23 protein-coding genes and 2 pseudogenes are annotated in these 26,845 nt (G+C 67.3%); 13 read left to right on the forward strand and 12 right to left on the reverse strand.

Going from position 1 to position 26,845, the window contains the following annotated elements; all coding sequences use genetic code 11:
* Positions 1-15 precede the first annotated feature (15 nt).
* Positions 16-930 carry a CoA ester lyase gene (locus W7S_RS01465; protein WP_008263168.1) on the forward strand — a complete coding sequence of 305 codons (915 nt, stop codon included), beginning with the start codon at positions 16-18 and terminating at the stop codon, positions 928-930.
* A gap of 154 nt (positions 931-1,084) precedes the next feature.
* Here the strand turns inward: W7S_RS01465 and W7S_RS01470 are convergent, their stop codons facing one another.
* From W7S_RS01470 to prpD, 4 genes are read right to left on the reverse strand one after another with little or no spacing between them, the layout of a single operon-like run.
* A complete protein-coding gene (locus W7S_RS01470; protein WP_014710816.1) occupies positions 1,085-4,468 on the reverse strand; it encodes a pyruvate carboxylase in 3,384 nt (1,127 codons plus the stop codon).
* A 5-nt stretch (positions 4,469-4,473) separates the two neighbouring features.
* Positions 4,474-5,601: a bifunctional 2-methylcitrate synthase/citrate synthase gene (locus tag W7S_RS01475; protein WP_009956716.1), complete on the reverse strand. Its 1,128-nt coding sequence runs from the start codon at positions 5,599-5,601 to the stop codon at positions 4,474-4,476.
* Complete coding sequence (gene prpB, locus W7S_RS01480; protein WP_014710817.1) at positions 5,598-6,515, reverse strand: methylisocitrate lyase; 918 nt, start codon at positions 6,513-6,515, stop codon at positions 5,598-5,600. Before prpB ends, W7S_RS01475 begins: the two co-directional genes overlap by 4 nt.
* Entirely contained in the window at positions 6,515-8,020 is a 1,506-nt protein-coding gene (prpD, locus tag W7S_RS01485; RefSeq protein ID WP_014710818.1) for a 2-methylcitrate dehydratase PrpD, read from the reverse strand. Before prpD ends, prpB begins: the two co-directional genes overlap by 1 nt.
* 110 nt (positions 8,021-8,130) lie before the next feature.
* Here prpD and W7S_RS01490 point away from each other — a divergent pair, with 110 nt between their 5' ends.
* Positions 8,131-9,564: a short-chain fatty acyl-CoA regulator family protein gene (locus W7S_RS01490; RefSeq protein ID WP_008263181.1), complete on the forward strand. Its 1,434-nt coding sequence runs from the start codon at positions 8,131-8,133 to the stop codon at positions 9,562-9,564.
* Here the strand turns inward: W7S_RS01490 and W7S_RS01495 are convergent.
* Complete coding sequence (locus tag W7S_RS01495; RefSeq protein ID WP_014710819.1) at positions 9,554-10,432, reverse strand: PfkB family carbohydrate kinase; 879 nt, start codon at positions 10,430-10,432, stop codon at positions 9,554-9,556. The genes W7S_RS01490 and W7S_RS01495 overlap by 11 nt on opposite strands.
* Positions 10,433-10,486: 54 nt before the next feature.
* On the opposite strand from W7S_RS01495, the gene W7S_RS01500 reads away from it, so the two are divergent.
* The gene (locus W7S_RS01500) at positions 10,487-11,476 is read left to right on the forward strand and encodes a D-2-hydroxyacid dehydrogenase family protein (RefSeq protein ID WP_014710820.1); all 990 of its coding nucleotides are present in this window, start codon (positions 10,487-10,489) and stop codon (positions 11,474-11,476) included.
* Positions 11,477-11,480: 4 nt separating this feature from the next.
* Here W7S_RS01500 and W7S_RS01505 read toward each other — a convergent pair whose 3' ends face one another.
* From W7S_RS01505 to W7S_RS01520, 4 genes are read right to left on the reverse strand one after another with little or no spacing between them, the layout of a single operon-like run.
* Positions 11,481-12,089, reverse strand: coding sequence for a TetR/AcrR family transcriptional regulator (locus W7S_RS01505; protein ID WP_009956709.1), 609 nt, complete (start codon positions 12,087-12,089; stop codon positions 11,481-11,483).
* The gene (locus tag W7S_RS01510; RefSeq protein WP_009956708.1) at positions 12,086-12,859 is read right to left on the reverse strand and encodes an SDR family NAD(P)-dependent oxidoreductase; all 774 of its coding nucleotides are present in this window, start codon (positions 12,857-12,859) and stop codon (positions 12,086-12,088) included. The genes W7S_RS01505 and W7S_RS01510 overlap by 4 nt, the downstream gene beginning before the upstream one ends.
* Positions 12,856-13,347: a VOC family protein gene (locus tag W7S_RS01515; RefSeq protein WP_009956706.1), complete on the reverse strand. Its 492-nt coding sequence runs from the start codon at positions 13,345-13,347 to the stop codon at positions 12,856-12,858. Before W7S_RS01515 ends, W7S_RS01510 begins: the two co-directional genes overlap by 4 nt.
* Entirely contained in the window at positions 13,344-14,429 is a 1,086-nt protein-coding gene (locus W7S_RS01520) for a dihydrodipicolinate reductase (RefSeq protein ID WP_029385323.1), read from the reverse strand. The genes W7S_RS01515 and W7S_RS01520 overlap by 4 nt, the downstream gene beginning before the upstream one ends.
* Positions 14,430-14,543: 114 nt before the next feature.
* Here W7S_RS01520 and W7S_RS01525 point away from each other — a divergent pair, with 114 nt between their 5' ends.
* The 5 genes from W7S_RS01525 to W7S_RS01545 all read left to right on the forward strand — a co-directional run bounded on the left by W7S_RS01525 (position 14,544) and on the right by W7S_RS01545 (position 19,596).
* Complete coding sequence (locus W7S_RS01525) at positions 14,544-15,401, forward strand: SDR family NAD(P)-dependent oxidoreductase (protein WP_036429882.1); 858 nt, start codon at positions 14,544-14,546, stop codon at positions 15,399-15,401.
* A 162-nt stretch (positions 15,402-15,563) separates the two neighbouring features.
* The gene (locus W7S_RS01530) at positions 15,564-16,919 is read left to right on the forward strand and encodes a wax ester/triacylglycerol synthase family O-acyltransferase (RefSeq protein ID WP_008263192.1); all 1,356 of its coding nucleotides are present in this window, start codon (positions 15,564-15,566) and stop codon (positions 16,917-16,919) included.
* A 6-nt stretch (positions 16,920-16,925) separates the two neighbouring features.
* Positions 16,926-17,411: an NUDIX domain-containing protein gene (locus tag W7S_RS01535; RefSeq protein WP_008263193.1), complete on the forward strand. Its 486-nt coding sequence runs from the start codon at positions 16,926-16,928 to the stop codon at positions 17,409-17,411.
* 1 nt (position 17,412) lies between these two features.
* On the forward strand, positions 17,413-18,318 hold the full coding sequence (locus W7S_RS01540) for a haloalkane dehalogenase (protein WP_008263194.1): 906 nt from the start codon (positions 17,413-17,415) through the stop codon (positions 18,316-18,318).
* 42 nt (positions 18,319-18,360) lie between these two features.
* A complete protein-coding gene (locus tag W7S_RS01545) occupies positions 18,361-19,596 on the forward strand; it encodes a cytochrome P450 (protein WP_008263199.1) in 1,236 nt (411 codons plus the stop codon).
* Positions 19,597-19,612: 16 nt separating this feature from the next.
* Here the strand turns inward: W7S_RS01545 and W7S_RS01550 are convergent, their stop codons facing one another.
* Positions 19,613-19,978 carry a hypothetical protein gene (locus W7S_RS01550; protein WP_008263200.1) on the reverse strand — a complete coding sequence of 122 codons (366 nt, stop codon included), beginning with the start codon at positions 19,976-19,978 and terminating at the stop codon, positions 19,613-19,615.
* 148 nt (positions 19,979-20,126) lie between these two features.
* On the opposite strand from W7S_RS01550, the pseudogene W7S_RS01555 reads away from it, so the two are divergent.
* From W7S_RS01555 to W7S_RS01565, 4 genes and pseudogenes are all read left to right on the forward strand, one after another.
* Positions 20,127-21,143, forward strand: a pseudogene (locus tag W7S_RS01555) (DUF222 domain-containing protein); the annotation flags it as partial.
* Between the two features lie 116 nt (positions 21,144-21,259).
* Positions 21,260-22,492 carry an IS256-like element ISMysp7 family transposase gene (locus W7S_RS01560; RefSeq protein WP_008258297.1) on the forward strand — a complete coding sequence of 411 codons (1,233 nt, stop codon included), beginning with the start codon at positions 21,260-21,262 and terminating at the stop codon, positions 22,490-22,492.
* Between the two features lie 55 nt (positions 22,493-22,547).
* Positions 22,548-22,790, forward strand: a pseudogene (locus tag W7S_RS25770) (hypothetical protein); the annotation flags it as partial.
* A gap of 312 nt (positions 22,791-23,102) precedes the next feature.
* Positions 23,103-23,564, forward strand: a complete 462-nt coding sequence (locus W7S_RS01565; protein WP_008263202.1) for a DUF2834 domain-containing protein — start codon at positions 23,103-23,105, stop codon at positions 23,562-23,564.
* Positions 23,565-23,784: 220 nt separating this feature from the next.
* On the opposite strand, the gene W7S_RS01570 is transcribed toward W7S_RS01565, so the two are convergent.
* The gene (locus W7S_RS01570; protein WP_008263203.1) at positions 23,785-24,855 is read right to left on the reverse strand and encodes an ATP-dependent DNA ligase; all 1,071 of its coding nucleotides are present in this window, start codon (positions 24,853-24,855) and stop codon (positions 23,785-23,787) included.
* A 26-nt stretch (positions 24,856-24,881) separates the two neighbouring features.
* Here W7S_RS01570 and ligD point away from each other — a divergent pair, with 26 nt between their 5' ends.
* Entirely contained in the window at positions 24,882-25,913 is a 1,032-nt protein-coding gene (gene ligD / locus W7S_RS01575) for a non-homologous end-joining DNA ligase (RefSeq protein WP_008263204.1), read from the forward strand.
* A gap of 599 nt (positions 25,914-26,512) precedes the next feature.
* Here the strand turns inward: ligD and W7S_RS27670 are convergent.
* On the reverse strand, positions 26,513-26,635 hold the full coding sequence (locus tag W7S_RS27670) for a hypothetical protein (protein WP_255348941.1): 123 nt from the start codon (positions 26,633-26,635) through the stop codon (positions 26,513-26,515).
* Positions 26,636-26,845 lie beyond the last annotated feature (210 nt).

Below are 26,845 nucleotides of genomic sequence, written 5' to 3' on the forward strand. Positions count from 1 at the left end.
GAAGGAAAGGCAACGATGACGAATCTTCTCCGCCGCTCCGAGCTCGCGGTGCCCGCCTGCAGCGACAACATGTTCGACAAGGCGGCCGGGTGCGGTGCCGACCTGGTGTTCCTCGACCTCGAGGACGCCACGCCCGCCGCGTTCAAGGAGGAATCGCGCGGCAAGGCGATCAACGCGCTCAACGACCTGGACTGGGGCCGCACCGTGCGGGCGGTGCGGATCAACGGCCTGGACACCCGGTGGTGCCACGACGACGTCATCGAGGTGGTGACCAGGGCCGGCCGCAACCTCGACACCATCATCATCCCCAAGGCCCGCACCGCCCGCGACGTGTGGTGGGTGGACGTCCTGCTCACCCAGCTGGAATCAAAATTGAACCTGGACAGGCGGATCCGGCTCGAGGTGCTGATCGAAGAGGTCGAAGGTTTGGCCAACGCCGAAGAGATCGCGGCGGCGAGCGATCGCCTGGACGCCCTGATCTTCGGGGTGGGCGACTTCTCGCTGTCACAGGGCGCGCGGGTGGACACCAACTTCGTCCCGCTGGGCGAGTATCCGGGCGAGTTCTGGGCCTACGCGCGCAACAAGGTGATCGTCGCCGCGCGCATCGCGGGCATCGACGCGATCGACGCGCCGTACCCCGACTACCGCGACCTCGCCGGGTATGAGCGCGACGCCCGGCGCGCGTCGCTGCTCGGCTACACCGGGAAGTGGGCCATCCACCCCGACCAGGTTCCGGTCGCCAACGAGGTCTACGCCCCGACCGCCGACGAGATCGCCCGCGCCGAAGCCAACGTCGCCGCCTACCGGGAGGCCGAGGCCAAGGGCCGGGGAGCCGTCGGGGTGAACGGCGTCCTGGTCGACGCCGCCCACGTCAAGCAGGCGGAGCAGACGCTGGCGCGCGCGGCCCTGATCAAGGCCAGGCACGTTTGATGGCGGCGACCCGCTGCGCCCCGCTACGGCCTATAGCGGCGACCCGCTGCGCCCGGCTACGGCCTATAGCGGCGACCCGCTGCGCCCGGCTACGCCGCGCTTGCGATCGCCGCGGCCGCGCTTGCGATCGCCGCGGCCGCGCTTGCGATCGCCGCTAGTCGATCACCACCAGGAGGTCGCCGCCCTCGACTTGCGCTGTGCGCGACACCGCGATTCGCGCGACCTTGCCGGCCTTGGGGGTGGTGACGGCGGCCTCCATCTTCATGGCCTCGATCGTCGCGATCGTCTGGCCGGCCTCGACCTCCTCGCCGACCTCGGCGGTGACCGTGACGACGCCGGCAAAGGGGGCGGCGACGTGATCGGGATTGGCGCGGTCGGCCTTCTCGGCGGCCGGGACGTCGGTGGCGATGCTGCGGTCGCGCACCACGACGGGCCGCAGCTGACCGTTGAGGATGCACATCACGGTGCGCATGCCGCGTTCGTCGGGGTCGGAGATGGCCTCCAACCCGATCAGCAGCTCCACACCGCGCTCCAGCTCCACGCGATGCTCGTCCCCCTGGCGCAGCCCGTAGAAGAACTGGTTGGCGCTCAATCCAGAGGTGTCGCCGTAGGCCTCGCGGTGGTCCTCGAGCTCTTTGGCCGGCCCGGGGAACAGCAGCCGGTTCAGCGCCGCCTGCCGTTCGGCGCCCGGTGTGGCCAACGCCTTTTCATCGTCGGCCGTCAGCGGCTGCTCGGGCTTGGCCGGGCCGCGGCCGTCTAACGCCTTGGTACGCAACGGCTCCGGCCAGCCGCCGGGCGGATCGCCGAGTTCGCCGCGCAGGAACCCGATCACCGAATCCGGGATGTCATAGCGCGCGGGATCTTCGGCGAAGTCTTGCGCGCTGACGCCCGCCCCGACCAGCGCCAGCGCCAGGTCGCCGACCACCTTGCTCGACGGCGTGACCTTGACGAGGTGCCCGAGGATGGCGTCGGCGCCGGCGTAGGCGTTTTCGATGTCCTCGAACCGGTCGCCGAGCCCCAGCGCGATGGCCTGCTGGCGCAGGTTCGACAGTTGGCCACCGGGGATCTCGTGGTGGTAGACGCGGCCCGTCGGGGACGGCAGCCCGGATTCGAACGGCGCGTACACCTTTCGCAGCGCCTCCCAGTACGGTTCCAGGTCGCACACCGCCGGCAGCGACAACCCGGTGTCGTAGTCGGTGTTGGCGGCGGCGGCCACGATCGATGACAGCGCGGGCTGGCTGGTGGTCCCCGCGAGCGGGGCAGCGGCACCGTCGACGGCGTCGGCCCCTGCGTGCCAGGCCGCCACGTAGCTCGCGAGTTGTCCGCCCGGGGTGTCGTGGGTATGCACGTGCACCGGCAGGTCGAACCGGGATTTGAGCGCCGAGACCAGCGTCGCGGCGGCCGGCGCGCGTAACAACCCGGCCATGTCCTTGATCGCCAGGACGTGCGCGCCCGCTTCGACGATCTGTTCGGCCAACTTGAGGTAATAGTCGAGCGTGTAAAGCTTTTCGGCCGGATCGCTGAGATCCCCGGTGTAGGACATCGCCACCTCGGCCACCGCCGCCCCGGTGTCGCGCACCGCGTCGATGGCCGGGCGCATCGAGTCGACGTTGTTCAACGCGTCGAAGATCCGGAAGATGTCGATGCCGGTGGCCGTCGCCTCCTCGACGAACGCCGTCGTCACCGTCTCCGGATAGGGCGTGTAGCCGACGGTGTTGCGTCCGCGCAGCAGCATCTGCAGGCAGATGTTGGGCATCGCCTCCCGCAGCGCCGCCAGCCGCTCCCACGGGTCCTCCTTCAAGAACCGCAGCGCCACATCGTAAGTCGCGCCGCCCCAGCACTCCACCGACAACAGTTGCGGCATGGTCCGCGCGAGGTAGGGTGCGACCTTGATCAGGCCGCTGGTGCGGACGCGGGTCGCCAGCAGCGACTGGTGCGCGTCGCGGAACGTGGTGTCCGTGACGGCGACGCCGCGCGACTCGCGGAGCCAGGCCGCGAATCGCTGGGGTCCGAGTTCGGTCAGACGCTGCTTGGAGCCCGCGGGTGGGTCGGTCGACAGGTCGATGTCGGGCAGCTTGTCGTGCGGGTACACCGGTGACGGGCGCTCACCGTGGGGCTTGTTGACGGTGACGTCGGCCAGGTAGTTGAGGATCTTGGTGCCGCGGTCGGCCGAGCTGCGCGCGGTGAGCAGCTGCGGGCGTTCCTCGATGAACGACGTGGTGATGCGCCCGGCCTGGAAGTCGGGGTCGTCCAGGACCGCTTGCAGGAAGGGGATATTCGTCGACACACCGCGGATGCGGAACTCCGCGACCGCCCGCCGGGCGCGGCGCACCGCGGTGGGGAAGTCGCGGCCCCGGCAACTGAGCTTGATCAGCATCGAGTCGAAATGCGCGCTGATCTCCGCGCCCAGGGTGGTGCCGCCGTCCAGTCGTATTCCCGCGCCGCCCGGGGTGCGGTAGGCGGTGATGCGGCCGGTGTCCGGGCGGAAACCGTTCGCCGGGTCTTCGGTGGTGATGCGGCATTGCAGCGCCGCGCCGTGCGGGACGATCGAACCCTGGTGCAGGCCAATCTCTTCCAGCGTTTGACCGGACGCGATGCGCAGCTGGGCGGACACCAGGTCGACGTCGGTGATCTCCTCGGTCACCGTGTGCTCCACCTGGATGCGGGGATTCATCTCGATGAACACGTGATCGCCGCGTTCGTCGAGCAAGAACTCGACCGTGCCCGCGCAGGTGTAGCCGATGCTTCGCGCGAACGCCACCGCGTCGGCGCAAATACGTTCGCGCAGTTGTGGATCCAGGTTCGGCGCCGGGGCGATCTCGATCACCTTCTGGTGCCGCCGCTGCACGCTGCAGTCCCGTTCGTAGAGGTGGATCACGTTGCCGTGGTTGTCCGCCAGGATCTGGACCTCGATGTGGCGCGGGTTGATCACCGCCTGTTCGAGAAACACCGAGGCATCCCCGAAGGCGGATTCGGCCTCCCGGCTGGCCGCCTCGATCGCCTCCGGCAGCGCCGCGGGGTCGGTGACCCGGCGCATCCCGCGGCCGCCACCACCGGCGACCGCCTTGACGAACAGCGGAAATGTCATCGACTCGGCGGCTGTCACCAGCTCGTCCACCGATGTCGAGGGCGCCGAGGACGCCAGCACCGGCAGGCCCGCCGCCCGCGCCGCCGCGATCGCGCGCGCTTTGTTGCCGGTGAGCTCGAGCACCTCGGCGCTCGGGCCGACGAACGTGATGCCCGCGGCCGCGCACGCCGCCGCCAGGTCCGGGTTCTCGGACAGGAACCCGTAGCCCGGGTAGATGGCGTCCGCCCCGCACGCCTGCGCCGTGGCGACGATGTCGTCGACCGACAGGTAGGCGCGGACCGGGTGGCCCTCCTCACCGATCTGGTACGACTCGTCGGCCTTGAGCCGGTGCACCGAATTGCGGTCCTCGTAGGGGTAGACCGCCACGGTGGCCATTTCCAGTTCGTAGGCGGCGCGGAAGGCGCGGATCGCGATCTCACCGCGATTGGCGACCAGGACTTTCGTCAACACGGTACTTACGATAGAGCGCGTTGCGGCGGTCCGACATACTCGCTCAGCGGACGGATCAACGCGTTCGACGCGGTCTGCTCGATGATGTGCGCCGTCCATCCGGTGATCCGGCTCATCACGAAAATCGGGGTGAAAGCCCCGATGTCGAAGCCCATCAGGTAATAGGCCGGGCCGGTGGGAAAGTCCAGGTTCGGCTTGATGCCATTGGCTTGGGCCATCCCCTTTTCCAGGACCTCGTAGATGTCAAGCCACCTCTGACCGTCGCGCGCCGCGGCGACGCGCGTGAGCGCCGCCTTCATGGTCGGCACCCGGGAGTCGCCGTTCTTGTAGACGCGGTGACCGAAGCCCATGATCTTGTCTTTGCGATCCAGCTTGCCAGACAACCACTCCGAAGCCCGTTCGGCGCTTCCGATTTCGATCATGTCGTGCATGACCGCTTCGTTGGCCCCGCCGTGCAGCGAGCCCTTGAGCGCACCGATGGCGGCCGTGACCGCGCTGTAGATGTCGGACTGGGTCGAGGTGACCACGCGCGCGGCGAAGGTGGAGGCGTTGAAGCTGTGCTCGGCGTAGAGCACCATCGACTGTTCGAACGCGTCGACGATCACCTGCTCGGGGACGTCGCCGAAGCACATGTGCAAGAAATTCTGGGCGTAGCTCATGTGGCTGTGGGGCGCGATGGGTTCCAGTCCGCGCCGGCGGCGCATGTCGGCCGCGACGACGGTGGGCAGCACCGCGAACATCCGCAAGGCCTTGGCGTAGTTGGCCCCCGGGCTGTTGTCGTCCTCATCGGGATCTTCGGCGCCCATCGAGCTGACGAAGGTGCGCACGACGTCCATGGGGTGGCAGGTGTCGGGCAACTTGGTCAGCAGCGACAACTGGGACCGGTTCAGCCGACGCGCCGCTCGTTCCCGCTGGGTGAACAGCGCCAGCTGCTGCTCGTCGGGCAACTCGCCGTGCCACAGCAGGTAGGCGACCTGCTCGAAGCTGCACGTGGCCGCGAGGTCCTGCACGGCGTACCCGCGGTAGGTCAGCGAGTTGGTCTCCGGGACGACCTTGGAGATGGCGGTGGTGTCGACGACGACGCCGGCCAGGCCTTTGTAAATGCGGGGCTTGTTGTCTTCGACGGTGCTCATGGCGCGACTCCTTGGACGGAAAAGTTGTAGAGGTCGGAATCGAATTGGGTGTAATCGGCGTAGCGCAGCAGTTCGTAGAGGCGGCTGCGGTGCTGCATCCGCTCGGTCAGGCCGGATTGTGTTCCGGTCTCGGCGATTTCGCGAAGGCCCGCCTCGACGGCGTGCATGGCCAGCCGCAGCGTGGTGACGGGGTAGATCACCACGTTGTAGCCGATGTCGGACAGCTGTTGGGTGGTCAGCAGCGGCGACTTGCCGAACTCGGTCATGTTGGCCAGCAAGGGTGTGTCCACCGCGGCGCGGAACCGCTCGAATTCCGTTGGGCTGCCCAAGGCTTCGGTGAAGATCAGGTCCGCACCCGCGTCGGCGTAGGCCTTGGCGCGCTCGATCGCCGCCCCCACCCCCTCGATGCCGGCGGCATCGGTGCGGGCGCAGACGATGAAATTCGGGTCGCGGCGCGCGGAGACGGCGGCCCGCAGCCGTTTGATCATCTCGCCGGCCGGCACCACGGCCTTGCCGTCGAGATGCCCGCAGCGCTTGGGGTTTTCCTGGTCCTCCAGGTGGCAGCCCGCCAGGCCGGCGTCCTCGAGCACCGTCACGGTACGCGCCGCGCTCATCGGCTCACCGAAGCCGGTGTCGGCGTCGATCAGGGTGGGCAGGTCGCTCACCCCCGCGATCTGGGCGCCTCGCCCGCTGACCTCGGTCAGGGTGGTCAGGCCGATGTCGGGCAGGCCGAGGTCGGCCGAAAGCGCCGCGCCCGACACGTACACGCCGTCGAACCCGAGCTCGGCGACGAGCTTGGCCACCAGTGGTGAGAAGGCGCCCGGGAACCGTTGCAGCCGACCGCTTTCCAGCGCGTCGCGGAACCGCGCCCGCTTGTCGGTCGCCGGAACGGCCCCGCCGATCAGCCCGCCCATCAGAAAATCCCCGGCCCGATCGCGGGCGCCTTGTCGAGAATCAGCGGAGCGACCGTGATGTTGAGCGCGCCCAAAGCGCCCGCCTGCAGGTCCGCCAGGGCTTCGGCCGCCGACAGGAACCGCTGCTGCTCGCCCTCGCCGACCACGCCCTCGGCCAGCTCGGTGAACTTCCCGACGTACTGCTTGCGCTCGAATGGCCGCGCCCCCAGCGGATGAGCGTCGGCGACGGCGAGCTCGTCGACGATGACCTCGCCGTTCTTGAGGGTGACCTCCGCGCGCGCGCCGAACGCCTTCTCCGCCGGATCGGTCGAGTGGTAGCGCCGGGTCCATTCGGGATCCTCGACCGTCGAGATCTTGTGCCACAGCTCGACGGTGTCGGGGCGACGCGCCCGCTGCGGCGCATACGAGCGCTCGTGATGCCAGGTGCCGTCCTGCAGCGCGACCGCGAAGATGTACATCACCGAGTGATCCAGCGTCTCGCGCGAAGCGTCGGGATCGAACTTCTGCGGATCGCCCGACCCGGTGCCGATCACGTAGTGGGTGTGATGGCTGGTGTGCAGCACGATGGTCGCGACCTGGTTCAGATCGCCGATCCGTTCGCGCATCCGGCGCGCGAGGTCGATCAGCGCCTGACTCTGATACTCCGCCGAGTGTTCCTTGGTGTAGCTGTCGAGGATGGCGCGCTTCGGCTCGCCGGGCTCGGGCAGCGGGACGTGATAGGTGTGCTCGGGCCCCGAAAGCAGCCAGCCGATCACGCCGTCCTCGCCCTCCCAGATCGGGGCCGGCGCGCCCTCACCGCGCATGGCGCGGTCGACGGCCTCGATGGCGACCTTGCCCGCCCAGGCGGGCGCGTACGCCTTCCAGCTCGAGATCAGGCCCTTGCGCGACTGCCGGGTCGACGTCGTCAGGTGCAGCGCCTGGCCGATCGCCTGATAGATGGTCTCTTTGTCCAGGCCCAACATCGTGCCCAGGCCGGCTGCCACCGACGGGCCCAGGTGCGCGACGTGGTCAATCTTGTGCTCGTGCAGGCAGATTCCCTTGACCAGGTCGATCTGGATCTCGTAGCCGGTCGCGATGCCCCGGATCAGGTCGGCGCCGCCGATCCCCAGGTGCTGCGCCACCGCCACCAGGGCGGGAATGTTGTCACCGGGATGCGAGTACTCGGCGGCCAGAAACGTGTCGTGGAAATCCAATTCGCGCACCGCGACGCCGTTGGCCCAGGCCGCCCACTCCGGGGAGTAGTCGCCCTCGATCCCGAAAACCTTGGCGCCCTTGGCCGCGGCGGGGTGCGCCCGCGCCTGAGCCCGCGCGACCGCCACCGGCCGGCGGAGCAGCGAGGCGGCCGAGACGGCGGCGTTGTCGATGATGCGGTTGATCACCATCGCCTCGACGTCGGCGGGCACGGCGACCGGGTCGGCCGCGACCTCGGCGATCTTCCACGCGAGGTGTTCACTGCGGGGGAAGTCGTCGGCGCTACGACGAGTCCGAACATCATGAATGCGCATAACTCGCACAGTACGCAGGGCTGAAGTCGGCGTAAATCCCCTGTAAAAGCGTAATCTTGTGTCCTTGTCCGCGGCAGTTTGCGAATGTTGTGAAAGGAGTTGGGCGTACGGTGGGTTCCGTGGCGAAGACGTTCGCCGGCGCGCGGCTACGGCGATTGCGCGAGGAACAGGGGCTGACCCAGGTGGCGCTGGCCCGCGTCCTGGGGCTGTCGACCAGCTACGTCAACCAGCTGGAAAACGACCAGCGCCCGATCACCGTTCCGGTACTGCTCACCCTCACCGAACGATTCGACCTGCCGAGTCAGTACTTCGCGCCGGAGTCCGACGCCCGCCTGATCTCCGACCTGCGGGAGGTGCTCGCCGAGGCGCCCGCGACGGCCGGGCAGGTCGAGGAGCTCGTCGCCCGCATGCCCGCGATCGGTCAGACCCTGGTCAACCTGCACAGGCGGCTGCACGACACGACGGCCGACCTGGAGGCCCTGCACAGCCGCGCGAATTCGGAAGTCTCGGACGCGTCGTCGCTGTCCCAGCAGCCGATGCCGTTCGAAGAGGTTCGCGATTTCTTCTACGACCGCAAGAACTACATCGGCGAACTGGATCTCGCGGCCGAAGAGCTGTTCACCAAGAACCACTTGCGAATCGGCGGACTCGACGGCCAGCTCGCGGAGCTGCTCGCCGAACAGCTCGGCGTCTCGGTGGTGATCGACGACGGTCAGGTGTTGGATCCCAACTCCAAACGCCGGTTTGCGCCCGAATCGAAAACCCTGTACCTGGCTCGGTGGCTGCATCCGGGCCAGCGTGCCTTTCAACTCGCCACCCAGATCGCCCTGCTCACCCAGGCCAAGTTGATCACCGGGATCATCGCCGGCGACGACCAGCTCAGCGACGACGCCCGCAGTGTGGCGCGCATCGGGCTGGCCAACTATTTCGCCGGCGCCCTGCTGCTTCCCTACCTGAGATTCCTCGAGGCCGCCGAGGACGTCCGCTACGACATCGACCAGCTGGCAAGGCGATTCGAGGTGGGATTCGAAACCATCTGCCACCGGCTGTCCACCCTGCAGCGCCCGAACGCGCGGGGCGTGCCGTTCATCTTCGTCCGCACCGACAGCGCCGGCAACATCTCTAAACGCCAATCCGCCACCGCTTTTCACTTCTCACGCGTCGGCGGCAACTGTCCGCTGTGGGTGGTCCACCACGCGTTCTCGCGGCCCGGCCAGTTTCTGACCCAAGTCGCGCAGATGCCCGACGAGCGCACCTACTTCTGGGTCGCGCGAACCACCACGACGGAGCCGAGCCGATACCTCGGCCCGGACAAGAGTTTCGCCATCGGACTGGGGTGCGACGTCGCGCACGCGGAGAAGCTGATCTACTCCGTCGGCATCGATTTGGGCGACGCCGAGTCGATCGTGCCGATCGGCGCCGGCTGCAAGATCTGCGACCGGCCCGCGTGCCCGCAACGCGCGTTCCCATACCTCGGCCATCCGGTGTACGTCGACCCCCACAGCAGCACCGATCTGCCGTATCCGCCGGCGATCACGCCTTGAGCGCGGTCAGGTCGGGCCGGCCGCCGAGGCGCTGAACGGTGGCGCTGGCGGCCGCGGCCGCAAGCTCGCCGGCCTCCGGTGGTGCGGCGCCATCACGCAGCGCGGCGATCAGCCCGGCCACGAACGCGTCGCCCGCGCCGGTCGGATCCACCACGTCGACGTCGGCGAATTCGAAGAGCCGGCTGCCACCGTCCCACGCCACCAGGTCACCGACCTTCGGAACCGCGAGGGCGACCAGTCCCGGACCGCAGGCCAACAGGCGGTCGGCCAGCTCGCGCGCCTGCGCCGCCGTGCCGATCTCCCGGCCCGCGATGAGCGAGGCTTCCGTGGCGTCGGCGCGGATCACGTCGACCGCCGCGAGCAGGTCGGCCCGAATGTGCTCGGCGGGCGCGCCGTCGGCCACGACGCGCAGACCCCGCCGCCGAGCGCGTTGCGCGGCTTCCAACGCGGTGGCCGGCGGCTGCTGCAGCTGAATGGAAACGGTGTCGGCGGTGTCGAACACGGACCGATCGAGGTCGGCGACTTGGATCAGCGAGCTTTCGGGCACGTCTTCGAGGAGCATGCGTTCCGGCGGTTTTGGGACCACATCGATCAACAGCGCCGTGGTGCCGCGACGCGCGACGCCGCCGACGTCGATGCCGTCCCGTTGGGCCTGCGCCAGGACCGACGTCCCCGCGTCGTCGTCACCGGCCACCGCGATGAGGGCGACCGGCACGCCCAGCTGCGCCAGGCCGACCGCCTGATTGGCGCCCTTGCCGCCCAGCAGCTCCTTGCGCTGCACGACCGTGGTGGAATCGTCGGTCGTCGGCGGCCCATCGGTACGCAGCACCAGATCGCGTGCGATCTGGCCGATCACGACAACGCCCATGGGTCCACAGTGCCCGGTCTTGACGGGCACGGCAACGCGATGATCGAGTGAGCCATGCCCAAGGTCGCGGTACTCGACGACTACGCGGGAGTGGCGTTGCGGGTCGCCGACTGGTCACCCGTGCAGACACGCTCGGAGGTAACCGTTTTCGATCGCCACCTCTCCGAGGACGCGGCCGCCGAAGCGCTGCGGCCGTTCGACGTGGTGTGCACCCTGCGCGAGCGGATGGCGTTTCCGTCGACGCTCATCGCGCGGCTGCCGAACCTGAAACTGATCACCATCGTCGGCAAGAGCCTGCCGAACCTGGACCTGGCCGCCGCCACCGAGCACGGGATCCTGGTCGCTCACTCCGATTTCGCGCACCCCCGATTCAGGGCAATGCGCGATGCGACGCCGGAACTCGCGTGGGGCCTGATGATCGCGACGGTGCGCAATCTCGCCGAAGAGCATCGCAACATGCGCGACGGCGGCTGGCAGAGCGCCGCGGGTATGACGCTGGCGGGCAAGACGCTCGGCCTGCTCGGTCTGGGCAGGGTCGGCAAACGAATGGCCGAGTATGCCAAGGCGTTCGGCATGGACGTGATCGCATGGAGCCAAAATCTCACCGCGGACACCGCCGCGAGCGTGGGGGCCCGGCGCGTGCAGAAGTCGGAGCTGTTCGCTGCCTCCGACGTGGTCTCCATCCATGTGGTGCTCTCGGAGCGCACCCGGGGGCTGGTCGCCGCGTCCGAGCTGGCCTTGATGCAGCCGCACGCCTACCTGATCAACACGTCGCGGGGTCCGATCGTCGACGAGGCTGCGCTGCTCGCCGCGTTGGAGTCGGGGCGCATCGCCGGTGCCGGGCTGGACGTGTACGACGTCGAACCGCTGCCCGGCGATCACCGTTTGCGGCGGCTGCCGAATGTGACGCTGTCTCCCCACCTGGGGTACGTCACCCGCGAGATGCTCGGCGCCTTCTACTCCGACACCGTGGAGTCAGTGGTGGCATGGCTGGACGGGACGCCCGTTCGGATCGCCAATCCCGAGGTGTTGCACCGACGCTGACCGCTCACTTCCGTTTCCAGTGCGGGCTTTTGACCGCGTCGAGAGCCTCGGTGACGTAGCGGTCGAGCGGCCGCGGCTTTCCCGATTGTCGTACCCATTGCTGGAAGGCGAAATCCGCCGCCGCGAAGGCCAGTTGGACCAGCAAGCCCGGACGCAGATCGGCGTCGGCGTTGACGCCCATTCGTTCGGCGATGAGTTTGGTCGCCCGGTCCTTGTCGGCGGGCCGGTGCACCGTGACCTTGTCGAGCAGGTCGGGGGCCACCAGCAGGGCTTCGCGCCATTCCTCGGTGTCGGCCTGCTCGAACGAGCGGGTGCGGGTGACGATGGCGTTGATCAGCGCGATGTCGGGTGGTTCGGCGGCCGGGCGGCCTTCGAGGAGGTTGACTATCGCGGCGCCGCCATAGCGCACCGGCGCAAGCAGCAGCTCCTCCTTCGCCGGCACGTGGCGGAAGAAGGTGCGCGGGGAAACGCCTGCGGCCGTGGCGATTTCCTCCGTCGTCACCGCGTCATACCCGCGCTCCACGAACAGCCGGAACGCCGCGCGCCGGATGTCGGCGCGGATCTGCGCGCGCTGCCGATCGCGGAGCGACTCTGGTCGGGTGGGCGAGGTCACCGGAAGCAGCCGATCCCGCCGTCGACGTGGATGGTCTGCCCGGTGATGAACGTCGCGTCACTGCCGAGCAGGAACGCCACCAGCGCGCCCACGTCGGTGCGGACGTCGCCGATGCGCTTCATCGGGACGCGGCCCACGGCCTTCTCGTATTCCTTGGGCGCGAACGACTTCCAGTACTTGACGCCGTCCGACTCGGCGAATGGGCAGATGACGTTGACGCGGATGTTGTCGCGTCCCCATTCGAGCGCCGCGACCTTGGACAGTCCGCGGATGCCTTCCTTGGCGGCCGCGTACCCACCCCACTTGGGCTCGCCGCCGGTACCCGTCCCGGAGCCGAGGTTGACGATCGACCCGCCGCCCTCCCTGACCATCAGCGGGTGCACGGCCTGCATGAGCAGGAAGGTCGCCCGGGGCCCGACGTCGTAGCCGAGCGCGAGGTCTTCGGTGGTGATGTCGACGAACGCCTTGGGCTCGTTGGTGGCGATCGCGTTGTTCACCAGGCCGTGCACGGCACCGAAGGCGTCGATCGCGGCGGTCGCGATCCGCGGCGCACTGTCGGGGTCGCGCAGGTCGGCGACGAGCCGTTCGACCCGTCCGATCGCCCTGAGTTCGGTGGTGGTCGCCTCGAGGGCCTCCTCCTGGATGTCGACCAGCAGCACCGCCGCGCCGCGTTCGAGCAACGCGGTGGCCACGCCCTTGCCGACGCCCTGGGCGGCGCCGGTGACGATCGCGACGTGCCCGCGCATCGAATCGGGGTGGCTGTAGCTCATTCGGCGGGTCCCATATGTAGCGCCACGCCCCGGTGCAGTTCGTAGGTGCTCCGCGCGCCGTTGGGCAGCTCGATGAACTCCACCGGCGTCCCGTCCGGATCCTTGACGAAAAACATTCGGACACCGCCGATCTCGAAGGGATCCTGGTCGGGGGTGTAACCGGCGGAGACGATGCGGCGATGGGTGTCGTCGAGGTCGGGCACCGACAGCGAGACGTTGTGGATCCCGGTGATGCCCCGTCGCGGTTTGTGTTCGGTCGGCTTGCTGCCGATCGACAGCAGCTCGACCATCAACCCGCCCAGCAGCCCGCCGACGACCCGCCCCTCCTGCTTGCGGGTCGCGTGCAACACCGCATCGAAAGGCTCTCCGGAGATGAGCGTTTCGAAGACCACGTCCATGCCCAGGACGTCGCGGTAGAACGCCAGTGCGCGGTCCATGTCGGTGACGCCGACGACGAGGTGACAGAACGACACGTCGTCGAGGGTCATGGCCTGCCCGCCGCGAGATTCGGGGCCGGGCGGCCGGCGAACAACGGCAGATCGAGGTAGGTCTTGATGCCCGGTTCGGCGGCGCAGACGTCGGGAACGGCGTTGATGCAGTGGTTGGCGGTGACCACGACGCCGGGATTCTTGATCAGCCCTTCGGCGATCGTCTCCGGCTGCAGCCCCTTGAAGGTGAGGCTCACGTCGGGGTCGCCGGTGATGTCGACCTCGAAGCGTTCGCCGCGCCCACCGAAATCCCAGGCGGGATCGAGGTTTTCCTCGCCCATCAGCCAGTTGACCGCCGCGGTGATGACCGGCTCGCCATCGACCAGCGCTTGCCAGCGGAAGCGGCGCGCCGCCACGGTGCCGACGGCGATCGGGAAGGGGTCGTAGTCGATCTCCGCGGTCGCCACGGCGACATCTTGGATGGTCCTGATGTTGGGGTCGATGCGAAAACCCATGTGATCGGCGATCATCCGCACCGACTGCTTGAAGCCCCCGTCGAGCAGTCCGGCCATCGGCCCCTGGGTGGCCTCCTCGGGCGTGCCGCCGAATCCCATGATGTGGCGGACCACGTCGGGTGCGTTGTAGGTGCGGATGTCGGAGAACTCCTCGGCGCGCACGTGCGTGATCGCCGACGACAACGAGGACACCATGAGCGGGAATCGCTCCGTGATGCCCCCGGGGTGGATCCCCGAACCATGCAGCGTGACACCGCTTTCCGCCGCAGCGTCGGCGACGGCCCGGTGGCGCGGGTTGGCCGGGTCGGGGTAGACCCAGCCGACCGGTGTGACGACGTTCTTGCCGGACCGCAGGATCGCGATGACCTCGTCGTCGTTGGGGATCAGCGGGCTGTACATGACGCAGTCGGCGTCCAGCGCCAGCACCTCGTCGGCGCTGGTGGTGGCCGTGACGCCGAGATCCTGGGTGCCGATGATCCGCCCGACGTCGACACCGTTCTTGTCCGCGCTGTGCACCCAGCACCCGACGAGTTCCAGCTGTGGGTGATTGAGGACGCACTGGATCGCCGCCTTACCCACACCGCCGGTCGCCCACTGGATGACACGAAGTTTGGACGGGCTACTCATCATTGACCTCCCGGACTGCGGTGCGCGACCTTTACACATCGGCGAACAAAATGGCAGGCTATGACTTGCTGACAGTGACTGTCAATGATCGCCTACTTCGGGAAGGGTCTGTTGATGAGCGTCCTCGACGGGAAGATCGCGATCGTGACCGGCACCAGCCGCGGCGTGGGCGTCGGCATCGCCCACGAGCTGCTGCGGGCGGGCGCGACGGTCATCGGCTGCTCGCGTTCGCCGCTCGATGGCCTCCCCGGCATCGAAAAAGACTGGGCGCCGCGCGCTTTCCAGGAGGTCTGCGATCAGGGTGACTATCGGTCGATCGACTCGTTCGTCGCGGACGTCGTGGCCGCCCACGGCCGGGTCGACATCCTGGTGAACAACGCCGGCGGCACCGTTCCGGCGCCGCACGTCGAGAGCATTCCCGAACTGGTGCAACGCATTCAGGGCGCGCCCGCCAGCGACGACGAGTACGCGCGCACCGCCCTGTTCCATGCGTTCGCGGTGCAGATGAACCTGATCAGCCCGCTGTGGTTCGCCATCCGCGCCTATCGGCAGATGCAGACCCAGGACGGCGTCGGTTGCATCATCAACATCTCCAGCGGCGCGGGACATCCGGCGGGATCGCCGACGCTGGTCTCCTACGGCGCGGCCAAAAGCGGCCTCAACCACCTCACCCGATCCCTGGCCGAGGAGTGGGGGCCGAAGGTCCGCGTCAACTGCGTGGCGTTGGGCCCGACGATGACGGAAAACTTCCGGTCGTTTGTGCTGCCCAAGGACGATCCGACCGGCGAGAGGTACTTCGCCGCCGTTCCGCTGCGCCGCGCCGGCGAGCCCGCGGAGGTGGGGCGGGTGTGCGTGTTCCTCGCGGGCGGGCAGGCCGACTTCGTCAACGGCACCACCATCGAATGTGACGGCGGGATGCTGCCCGGTGTGCTCTATGACGCGGGGCTGAAGACGATCACCGACTTGTTGTGACCGGCTGGTAGCTGGAACCCTTCTGGGACAACGGGACTCGCCCGATCACCGTCCGCCCCACTGCCGCGTTCGCGGTCACCGCGACCGACCGGCGGCGAATCGGCTCGTCGCCGATCTGGGCAGACATGCACACAGCGGCGTCAGTCGCGGTCTAATGGGTGGATGGAACTGATGATGCCCACCGACGCGATCTTTCTCCTGGGAGAGTCTCGCGAACATCCCATGCACGTCGGAGGCTTGCAGTTGTTCGAGCCCCCGCCGGGTGCCGGGCGCGGCTTCGCCCGTGAGCTGCACAAGCAACTGACCGCTCAGCGGGAGTTCCAACCCACGTTTCGCAAGCATCCCGCGAAGTTCGTCGGCGGCATCGCGAACCTGGGGTGGTCGTATGACGACGACATCGATGTCGACTATCACGTCCGGCGTTCGGCGCTGCCGTCACCCAAACGGGTCCGCGAGCTGCTCGAGCTGACGTCGCGGTGGCACAGCACCCTGCTGGACCGTCATCGCCCGTTGTGGGAGACGCACATCGTCGAAGGCCTCAAGGACGGCCGGTTCGCCATCTACACCAAGGTGCACCATGCACTGATCGACGGCGTCTCCGCGCAGAAGCTGATGCAGCGCGCGCTGTCCACCGACCCCGACGACCCCGAGATCCGCGCCCCGTGGAGCCTGAGCAAACCCAAGCGCAGATCCAGCCCGTCGTCTCGCTTGGGTTCATTGGCCCGTGCGGCGGGATCCGTTGCGGCACTTGCTCCCTCGACGGTAGGACTGGCGCGCGCCGCGCTACTCGAGCAGCAGCTGACGTTGCCGTTCGGCGCGCCGAAGACCATGCTGAACGTCAAGATCGGCGGCGCTCGCCGCTGCGCCGCGCAGTCCTGGTCGCTGGACCGCATCAAAAGCGTGAAGCGGGCCGCCGGCGTCACGGTGAACGACGTCGTCTTGGCGATGTGTTCGGGGGCCCTGCGCTATTACCTGCTCGAGCAGAACGCGCTGCCGGACACGCCGCTGATCGCGATGGTCCCGGTGAGCCTGCGCACCGAGGAAGAGGCCGACGCCGGTGGCAACATGGTCGGAGCCATCCTGTGCAACCTCGCGACCGACACCGACGATCCCGCGCAGCGTCTGCTGACCATCAGCGATTCGATGTGCAGCAACAAGAAGGTCTTCTCGCAGTTGCCGCGGCTTCAGGCGCTGGCGCTGTCCGCCGTCAACACGTCGGCGCTGGCGTTGGCGGCGGTGCCGGGCTGGGTGGCGTCGACGTCGCCGCCTTTCAACATCATCATTTCGAACGTGCCGGGGCCCACGCAGCCGATCTACTACGGGGGAGCGCGGCTCGACGGCAACTATCCGCTGTCCATCGCGCTGGACGGCCAGGCGCTGAACATCACCCTGGCCAGCAACGCCGGCAATCTGGACTTCGGTCTGGTGGGGTGCCGGCGCAGCGTGCCGCACCTGCAGCGCCTGCTCGCGCATCTGGAATCCTCGCTCAAGGATCTGGAACGCGCTGTGGGAGAATAGAAGTCGATGGCAAAGCTGAGCGCGGGTGTGATGTTGTACCGGACCTGCGACGGCGTCGTCGAGGTCTTGCTCGCGCACCCGGGTGGGCCGTTCTGGGCCCGCAAGGACGACGGCGCGTGGTCGATCCCGAAAGGCGAGTACGCCGACGGGGAGGATCCCTGGGCGGCCGCGCAGCGCGAGTTCGCCGAGGAGCTGGGGTTGCCGGTGCCGGCCGGGCCGCGTGTCGACCTCGGTCAGCTGAAACAATCCGGCGCCAAGGTGGTGACCGCCTTCGCCGTGCACAGCGACCTCGACATCACCGACGCGCGCAGCAACACGTTCGAACTGGAGTGGCCAAAGGGGTCGGGCACGCTGCGGGAGTTTCCCGAGGTCGATCGGGTGGGCTGGTTTGCGGTGGGGGCGGCGCGCACCAAGCTGCTGAAGGGCCAGCACGGTTTTCTCGACCGCTTGATGGCGGATCCTGCTGTGGCCGGACTATCCGAAGGGACCTGACATGCAGACGCTGCGCACACCCGACGACCGGTTCGACGAGATTCCTGATTTCCCCTATGCGCCAAGGTATTGCGAACTGCCCGACGATGACGGCGGTGCGCTGCGCGTCGCCTGGATCGAAGACGGACCAGGAGATGCGGATCCGGTTCTCATGCTGCACGGCGAGCCGTCGTGGTCGTACCTGTACCGCAAGATGATTCCGATACTGGTGGCCGACGGTCACCGCGTCGTCTGCCCGGACCTGGTGGGCTTCGGCCGTTCGGACAAGCCGACCCAGCTCGACGACCACAGCTATGCGCGCCACGTCGAATGGATGCGCGCGCTGGCGTTCGATGTCCTCGACCTCCGCAACGTCACCCTGGTCGGTCAGGACTGGGGCGGGCTGATCGGATTGCGGCTCGCCGCAGAGCATCCCGAGCGGTTTGCCCGGATCGTCGTCGCCAACACCGGGCTCCCGAACGGGGACCAGCCGATGGCCGACATCTGGTGGCGCTTCCGGGAGGCCATCACCTCGGCGCCGGCGCTCGACATCGGCGCGTTTGTGCAGGGCGGCTGTCGCCGGCCGATGAGCGATGCCGAACGCGCGGGCTACGACGCGCCGTTTCCCGCTGACGAGTACTGCATCGGCCCGCGGGCCATGCCCGGGCTGGTGCCCACCTCTCCGGACGATCCCGCCGCGGCGGCCAACAAGGCCGCGTGGGCCAAGCTGTCGGTGAGTCCGACGCCGATGCTGGTCGCCTTCAGTGACAGCGACCCCATCACCGGGCCGATGGCCGCGATCTTTCAGCGCGAGATGCGCGGCGCGCAGGGGATCGCCCACCCGGTGATCCGCGGCGCCGGACATTTCCTGCAGGAGGACGCCGGCGAAGAACTGGCCCGCCATATTGTGGCGTTCCTGCGCCGCTGAACGGGCGCGGCCCGGCGGATCGGGTGCGGGCACAATGTCAGGATGACGACCGCGCCCACCGAAGCCACCGAATCCCAGGGGCTATTGCTGCAGCTGCTGGACCCCGCCAACCGGGCCGACCCGTATCGGCTGTGCGCGCAGTTCCGCGACCGCGGGCCGTTGCAGCTGCCCGACGCCAACCTGGCGGTCTTCTTGAGCTACCGCGACTGCGACGAGGTGTTGCGGCACCCGTCGTCGAGCAGCGAGAACGCCAACTCGACGGTCGCGAAGCAGCAGGCCGAGGCCGGCACCGCACCGCCCAGGCAGGGCCCGCCGGGATTCTTGTTCCTCGACCCGCCCGATCACACCCGGCTGCGCAAGCTGGTCAGCAAGGCGTTCGCGCCGAGGGTGGTGAGCGCGCTGCAACCCGACATCGGCTCGCTGGTCGACGGATTGCTCGACCGGGTCGCCGAGAAGGGCCACTTCGAAGTCGTCGAGGATTTCGCCTATCCCCTGCCGGTCGCGGTCATCTGCCGGTTGCTCGGTGTGCCCCTCGAGGACGAGCCGCAGTTCAGCCGCGCGTCGGCGTTGCTCGCCCAGGCGCTGGACCCGTTTTCGACGATCACCGGCGTGCCGGCGGAAGTCGCCAATGAGCGACAACAGGCCGGTACGTGGCTGCGTGATTACTTCCACGGCCTGATCGACAAGCGCCGGTCACGACCAGGTGAGGACCTGCTGTCGGGGTTGATCGCCGTGGAGGAGTCGGGGGATCAACTGACCGAGGAAGAGATCGTCTCGACCTGCAACCTGCTGCTCATCGCGGGTCACGAGACCACGGTGAACCTCATCGGGAACGCCGTGTTGGCCATGCTGCGCAACCCAGGTCAGTGGGCAGCCCTGGGCGCCGACGCCGACCGAGCGCCCGCGATCGTGGAGGAGACCCTGCGCTACGACCCGCCCGTACAGCTGGCCGGTCGAATTGCGCTCGCCGACATGGTGATTGGGGGAGTCGAGGTGCCCGCGGGTGATGTCATGATGCTGCTGCTCGCCGGCGCCAACCGTGACCCCGCCGAATACGACCGGCCCGATGTGTTCGATCCGGATCGGAAGAACCTGCGGCACTTGGGATTCGGCCGCGGGGCGCATTACTGCCTGGGTGCGCCGCTGGCCCGGCTGGAGGCCAGCGTGGCGCTGGCGGCGGTCGCCGCGCGTTTCCCGAACGCACGGTTGGACGGCGAACCGCAGTACAAGACCAACGTCACGCTGCGCGGACTGTCGCAGCTGACGCTCGCGATCTGATCGGCGCTCCCAGGGTTCAGCGCTCCCAGGGAGGGCTTTCGTCCATCTTCCTGTAGTACTTCGCCAGGTGGCTTTTGACCCGATCGACATCGGAGTGCGGCACGTCGATGCCGCCGCGCGCGCCGTCCATGATCGCGCCGGCGGCCATCAACCCGCGCGGCACCGCCTTGAGGGTTCCTCCGATGACGTCGGCGATCAGTAGCTTGTATCCGGTGAAATTGTCCTTGTTGTCGCCGTCGTACCAGACGTGGGCGTCGCGGTACTTCTGGTTCGGGGCGTCCTCGGCGCCGGCCCACTTGCGGACCCGTTTTTCCGCGGCGCCACCGTCCCATTTCCGGTCGCGGTCGGCCAACGGCAGGTCTTGAAACGCTGTGACTGACATACGGGCCGCGTGCCCGCTTCGGCGGGCGTTAAACGGCCGATCTGGAAGTTATCCACAGTTGGAAGTTCGTCCACAGGTTTGCTTTTGGGCCGACATCGGCGCGGTTTGGTCGGCCGGTTTTGTCGGTGGCGGTGGCGATGATGGCGTTATGTCTTCGATCGCATCTGCTGAGGCCGTGGTAGTGACTGCCAGTGACCGTCTTGAGGTGTTGTTCGAGGAGTTGGCGGAGTTGGCGGGTCAGCGCAATGCGATCGATGGGCGCATCGTGCAGATCGTGGCTGAGATTGATCGTGACGGGTTGTGGGGTGTGACCGGGGCGCGCTCGGTGCCGGCGTTGGTGGCCTGGAAGCTGGGCTGTTCGTCGGGCAATGCCCACACGATCAGCACCATCGCGGGCCGGCTGACGGAGTTTCCCCGTTGCGCGGCGGGCATGCGGGAGGGTCGCTTGTCGGCCGATCAGGTCGGGGTGATCGCCGCCCGCGCGGGCCAGGGATCCGATGCGCATTATGCGCAGCTGGCCGCGGTCGCCACGGTCAACCAGTTGCGCACCGCGGTCAAGCTCGAACCGCGACCTGCACCCCAACCGCGGCCGTGGTCGGGGCCCGAGCGCTCGCTGACCAAGGCCTCCGACGAGGCGGGCAGCTGCTATCGGATCACACTTCCCCACCACGACGCGGCGAAGTTCGACGCCGCGTTGGCGTCTCATCGTGATGCGCTGATCGCCGAGTGGAAACACGACCACGACGAGGGCCAGGGTGCGTCAGACCAGCGGCCCCCATTGCCGAGCACCGCCGATGCGTTCATGCGCCTGGTCGAGGCGGGCTGGGACGCCGAGGCCACCCGCCGCCCGCATGGGCAGCACACCACCGTGGTGGCCCACCTCGACATCGAACGGCGCGTGGCGGCGCTGCATCTGGGTCCGCTGCTCTCGGATGCCGAGCGCCGCTTGTTGACCTGTGATGCCACCTGTGAGGTGTGGTTCGAACGCCACGGACAGCCCATGGGGGCGGGCCGGACCGCCCGGGTGATCAACCGACGGCTGCGCCGCGCCCTGGAGCACCGCGACCGCGCGTGCGTGGTGCCCGGTTGTGGGGCCACCCGTGGTCTGCATGCCCATCACGTGTGGCATTGGGAAGGCGGTGGCCCCACCGAGTTGGCCAACCTGGGGGCGTGTCTTATTGACTGTGTAAGGGGTTCGGCCTGAATGGTGGTGGCTGACCACCGGACAGGAGAGTTCCATTGCCGCAATCTGATTCGTCAAGAGATGATGCTGCCGCCCAGTTGGCCGAGTTGTTGCCGCCGGCGGCAGTCGATGCCTTGTTGGCCGACGCTGAAGCGTCTGGCACCCCGATTGATGGCCCCGAGGGGTTGCTCGCGCAGATGACCAAGGCGGTGCTCGAACGCGCTTTGGACGTCGAAATCGCCGATCACCTGGGCTATGAGCACGGCGATCCGGCAGGGCATGGCTCGGGCAATTCCCGTAACGGCCATGGCCGCAAAACCGTGTTGACCACGGCCGGGCCGGTCGAGCTGGAAGTGCCCCGTGACCGCAACGCCACGTTTAGCCCGGCGATCGTGCCCAAGCGCAAACGCCGCCTGGGCCAGGTTGAGGACATGATCTTGTCGCTGTATGCCCGGGGCATGTCGACGCGCGATATCACCGAGCACCTCGGCGAGGTCTATGGCGCCCGCGTGTCGGCGGCCACGATTTCGCGGGTCACCGACGTGGTCACCGAGGAGATCGCCGCCTGGCAATCCCGGCCGGTCGATCCGGTGTATCCGATCTTGTATATCGACGCGATCCGCATCAAGATCCGCGACGGCGGCGTGGTGGCCAACAAGGCCGCCCACGTGGTCATCGGCGTCGATGTCGAGGGAATCAAGCAGGTCCTGGGCATCTGGATCCAGCAGAGCGAGGGCGCCAAATTCTGGCACGGGGTGCTCACCGAACTGCGCAATCGCGGGTGCCGCGATGCGCTGTTCGTGTGTTGCGACGGGTTGGCCGGCCTGCCCGAATCGATCGCGGCGGTCTGGCCGGCCGCGGTGATCCAGACCTGCGTGGTGCATCTGCTGCGCTCCTCGATGCGTTATGCCTCCTACGCCGACCGCCGCAAGATGGCCACCGCGCTGCGTCCGATCTACACCGCACCCACCGAAGAGGCCGCCAAACTGGCCCTCGAGGAGTTCCGCGCCCAGTGGCGCACCAAATCCCCCGGAGCCATCGCTGTCTGGGATCGGGCCTGGGCTGAGTTCGTGCCTTTCCTGGCATTCCCGGTCGAGATCCGCAAGATCATCTACACCACCAACGCCATCGAATCGCTGAACTACCAGCTGCGCAAAGTCACCAAGGCCCGCGGCTCGTTCCCCTCAGACGCCGCAGCAATGAAGCTGCTGTATTTGGCCATCCGCAACATCAACCAGAAACGAGGATCAACACACGGACCAGGCACCTACCGCTGGACCGAAGCACTGAACACCTTCGCCATCCAATTCCCCGACCGACTCCCACTATGACCCAAAGATAAACGGCTGCAACACCTTACACAGTTATCTTGACAAGCCCCAACCTCTGGTGCTGGTCTGCCCCTATCACCACCGGTTGCATCACCGGGGCGCCATCACCCTCACCGGACCCGCCGACGGCCTGACCGTCACCGACGAGGCCGGCCAAATCCTGAGCCCGGGCTCACTCGCGCACCCACCCACCCGACCCCCGCCCGCGGTGCCACCGTGTCCGGGACCTACCGGTGAGCGGGCCGACTGGTGGTGGTATGACCCCTTCCAACCCCAACCACCACCGACAACCAACTAGCTGGCGGAATCAATCCTCCTACGGGATTGGGGCATCAACGGATTCGTTCGTTCGCGACCACGCCGACGCGCGCACCAATGCGAATCAAGCCCGGTGTTTTGGACAGGATCACCGAATTGGCATGGAGCGTTAACCACGCCCTTGGACAAGGCCACCATCGGCATATCGGCAATGTCCGCCGTGCTAGAGCGAAGTCTTCTTTGCCGAGTCGATTGCCTTGCGCCGCATACACCATTGGCAACGCAGGCTCCGGGCTACGAGTGAATGGGCCATTTTGTGCCATCGCCCGTTTGGTTCGTTCTACCTTGAGGCATGACTACAACCGACCGAGCGGACCAAGCATCATCGGTCCCTACGTCCCGCAAAATTCTTTGCATCGTCTACGGCGCTATCGCGGTCGCCGCGCTCATCGCGACGTGGAGCCAGACAATCACGTACGTTCACAGCCCGACCGACTTTTTCGTTAATTTCTGGCGCGACACCAAAACGACTGCGGCCTCGCGCAATATCACAGCCGACGCCCTGATGCTGGCCCTGAGTGCCGTCATTCTGATGGTGATCGAAGCCAGGAAATACAACCTGCGATTCGTCTGGCTGTACATTGTGGGATCGTTCTTCATCGCCGTCAGCGTGATGTTCCCGCTCTTCCTGATCGCGCGCGAATTGCGCCTGCGCACAGCCGACGTGCCACGCCTTGGCAGGACGGACACAATTCTGCTCGCGGTTGTCGCCGTCTTGACCCTGGCCCTGACTATCAGGATCGACATGGGGTGACCACTTAACGCGACCTTTCACTTGTACGACCGACAGTGGTCTGACGGCACCACGGTGTGGATCTGACCCCAAACTGACGTTGAACAGCCGCCCGGGCACTTGGCTCTTGTGTCCGAAGGTATGCCCGGGGGAGGCAAACTAACCAGTGCCGCAAGGCGTTTCAGATCCGCGGTAATCGCGGGTCGTGATGGCCGCAGCGTCGCGGAAGAAACCCTCCCTTTCAGCCCGGGCCGAGGCCCGGCACGATCTCGCCGAGGCTGAACGTCACCGGCTGTTCCAGCTGTTCGTAGGTGCACGAGCGCGGGTCGCGGTCCGGACGCCACCGATTGAACTGCGCGGTATGACGAAAGCGCCGACCCTCCATGTGGTCGTAGCGGACCTCGACCACGCGCTCGGGCCGCAGCGGCACGAACGAGAGGTCCTTGCCGGCGTTCCACCGCGAGTATTCGTTTTTGCGGGGCGTTCGCTCGCCGGCCTCGTGGGCGGCCCAGTTCCACGGATGGTCCGCGAAGTCGGTGACGAGCGGCTGCAGTTCGGCGAACAGGCGGCGCCGCTCGGCCATCGGGAAGGCGCCGATGACGCCGACCGAGGCCAGCTGCCCGTCGTCCTGGTAGAGCCCCAGCAGCAGCGACCCGATCGCGTCGGCGCCGGACTTGTGGACCCGATAGCCGGCGACCACACAGTCCGCGGTCCGTTCGTGCTTGATCTTGAACATCACCCGCTTGTCCGGCTGGTAGGTGACGTCCAGGGGCTTGGCGATCACGCCATCGAGGCCGGCGCCCTCGAACTCGTCGAACCATCGCTGCGCGGTGCCCAGATCGGTCGTCGCCGGCGTGACATGGATCGAGCGACCCGATCCGCCCACCGCATCGACGAGGGCCGCCCGCCGCTCACTGAACGGCCGCCGGGTGTAGTCGTCGCCGCCGAGCGCCAGCAGGTCGAACGCGATGAAGGACGCGGGCGTCGCCTCGGCGAGCATTCGCACCCGCGAGTCGGCCGGGTGAATGCGTTGCTGCAGCGCCTCGAAGTCCAGGCCGTGGTCGGTGGCGATGACGATCTCCCCGTCGATCACGCAGCGCTCCGGCAGCTCGGCCCTGACCGCGGCGACCAACTCCGGAAAGTAGCGGGTCATCGGCCGCTCGTTGCGGCTGCCGAGCTCGACGTCGTCGCCGTCACGGAAACAGATCGACCTGAATCCGTCCCACTTGGGCTCGTACGACGCGTGGGGCGGGATAGCGCGAACCGACTTGGCCAGCATCGGCGACACCGGCGGCATGACAGGGAGGTCCATAGCCTGATTGTGCTGGAATCGGTGGTATGGCTGCTGCAGAAGAGGTCGACGTCGACGGTGTCGCGGTCCGCCTGACCAATCCCGACAAGGTGTATTTCCCCAAGCTGGGATCGCGGGGCACCAAGCGGCACCTGGTCGAGTACTACCGCGCCGTCGCCGGCGGCCCGATGCTCGACACGCTGCGCGACCGGCCCAGCCACCTGCAGCGGTTCCCGGACGGCATCGACGGCGAGGAGATCTATCAGAAGCGGATCCCGCAGCACCATCCGGACTACTTGGAGACGTGCCAGGTGACGTTCCCGTCGGGGCGGACCGCCGACGCGCTGAAGGTCACCCATCCCGCCGCGATCGTGTGGGCGGCGCAGATGGGCACGATCACCCTGCACCCGTGGCAGGTGCGCTGCCCCGACACCGACCACCCCGACGAGCTGCGCATCGATCTGGATCCCCAGCCCGGCGTCGCCTTCGAACAGGCGCGTACCGTCGCGGTCGACGTGTTGCGGCCGCTGCTCGACGAGCTCGGTCTGGTCGGCTACCCGAAGACATCCGGGGGTCGCGGGATCCACGTCTTCCTGCGGATCGCCACCGACTGGGATTTCGTCGAGGTGCGCCGCGCGGGCATCGCGCTGGCCCGTGAAGTGGAGCGCCGTGCGCCCGACGCCGTCACCACCGCATGGTGGAAGGAAGAACGGGGCGAGCGCATCTTCGTCGACTTCAACCAGAACGCCCGGGACCGGACCATGGCGTCGGCCTATTCGGTGCGACGCACGCCGATCGCGACGGTGTCGATGCCGCTGACTTGGGACGAATTGGCCGGTGCCGAGCCGGACGACTACACCATGGCGACCGTGCCCGAGCTGGTCGCGCGCCGGGAAGACCCTTGGGCCGCAATGGATGATGTTGCCCAGTCGATCGCGTCGCTGCTGCAAATGGCCGAGGCCGACGAAGAGCGTGGCTTGGGTGACATGCCGTATCCGCCGAACTATCCGAAGATGCCCGGGGAGCCCAAACGCGTTCAGCCCAGCCGGGATACGGATCGCAGGAACGGGAAGAAGTAGCCCGAAATCCATTACGGGGTCAGTCGGAGGGCGATGGGCTACCCGGGTCACGCTGGGCCCGCGCTTACCCCTCTCGTATAGACGAACCACCGGACCATGCGAGCATCTCAAACGGTATCACTCGCCGGCAATGGTTGGACAGGAGCTTTTGCGCCCCAGTGGTTTAGGCGATACAGGCCCCAGTCACACGAATTTCTCTACCCGAACTGCCAGGGTTTCGGGGCTGACCGCTTTCAGCGCTCTTTCGCTCAGGCGATCAGTTTACCCCGAACCCGCACAGGCTCAGCAAGAAATTCGCGAAGAGCGTGCGCACGGCCCGAAGGATGCGCACGCCATCGCGTCGCTGAGGTGTCGGTCATGCTCAAAGTGACCGGAGCGGGCCCCAGCGATCGATGTAAACCGTTGGTGCCCAACGACTTCACGCCGCACGACCGCGTTAGCATTGTCACGGCGTCGTCCGATATACGAGGGGATGTATCGGCTTCGGCTGTGCGAGTAACTGGCACCCAATGCCATTAACGCCGCATTGGTAAGTACAAATGGGCCCTACCTGGTAATGGGTGCCAACGGCGGAAGCACCTGATGGCCGAAGTTCGGCCCTACAACGTGCAGGTGGCGACCGGTGAGCAGTCGACAGTAAGGGGCAGGGTGCAACCCGAGGCCGTCAGTGCGGTGAAGGTGAGGAGAAGGCCGAGAACAACCTTGTATTTCAATCCAGACATAACCACTCCCTTCGTAGGAGAATTCTTACGCCCGAGAAGCGTTATAGTACGTGAGTACAATGCGGAATGCCATGGGATTCAGTGAAATAGCGTCGATTTACGTCAACTGATTGAAGTCCATCGCGGCGGGCCAATTTTTAGACTGGAATGGCGCGTTTCCGCCGCACCGATGCCGGTCGCATGGTGCGAACTGGCAACACCGCGAAGGTG

The organism is Mycobacterium sp. MOTT36Y (genome assembly GCF_000262165.1).
In the GTDB taxonomy this organism is placed as follows: domain Bacteria; phylum Actinomycetota; class Actinomycetes; order Mycobacteriales; family Mycobacteriaceae; genus Mycobacterium; species Mycobacterium intracellulare.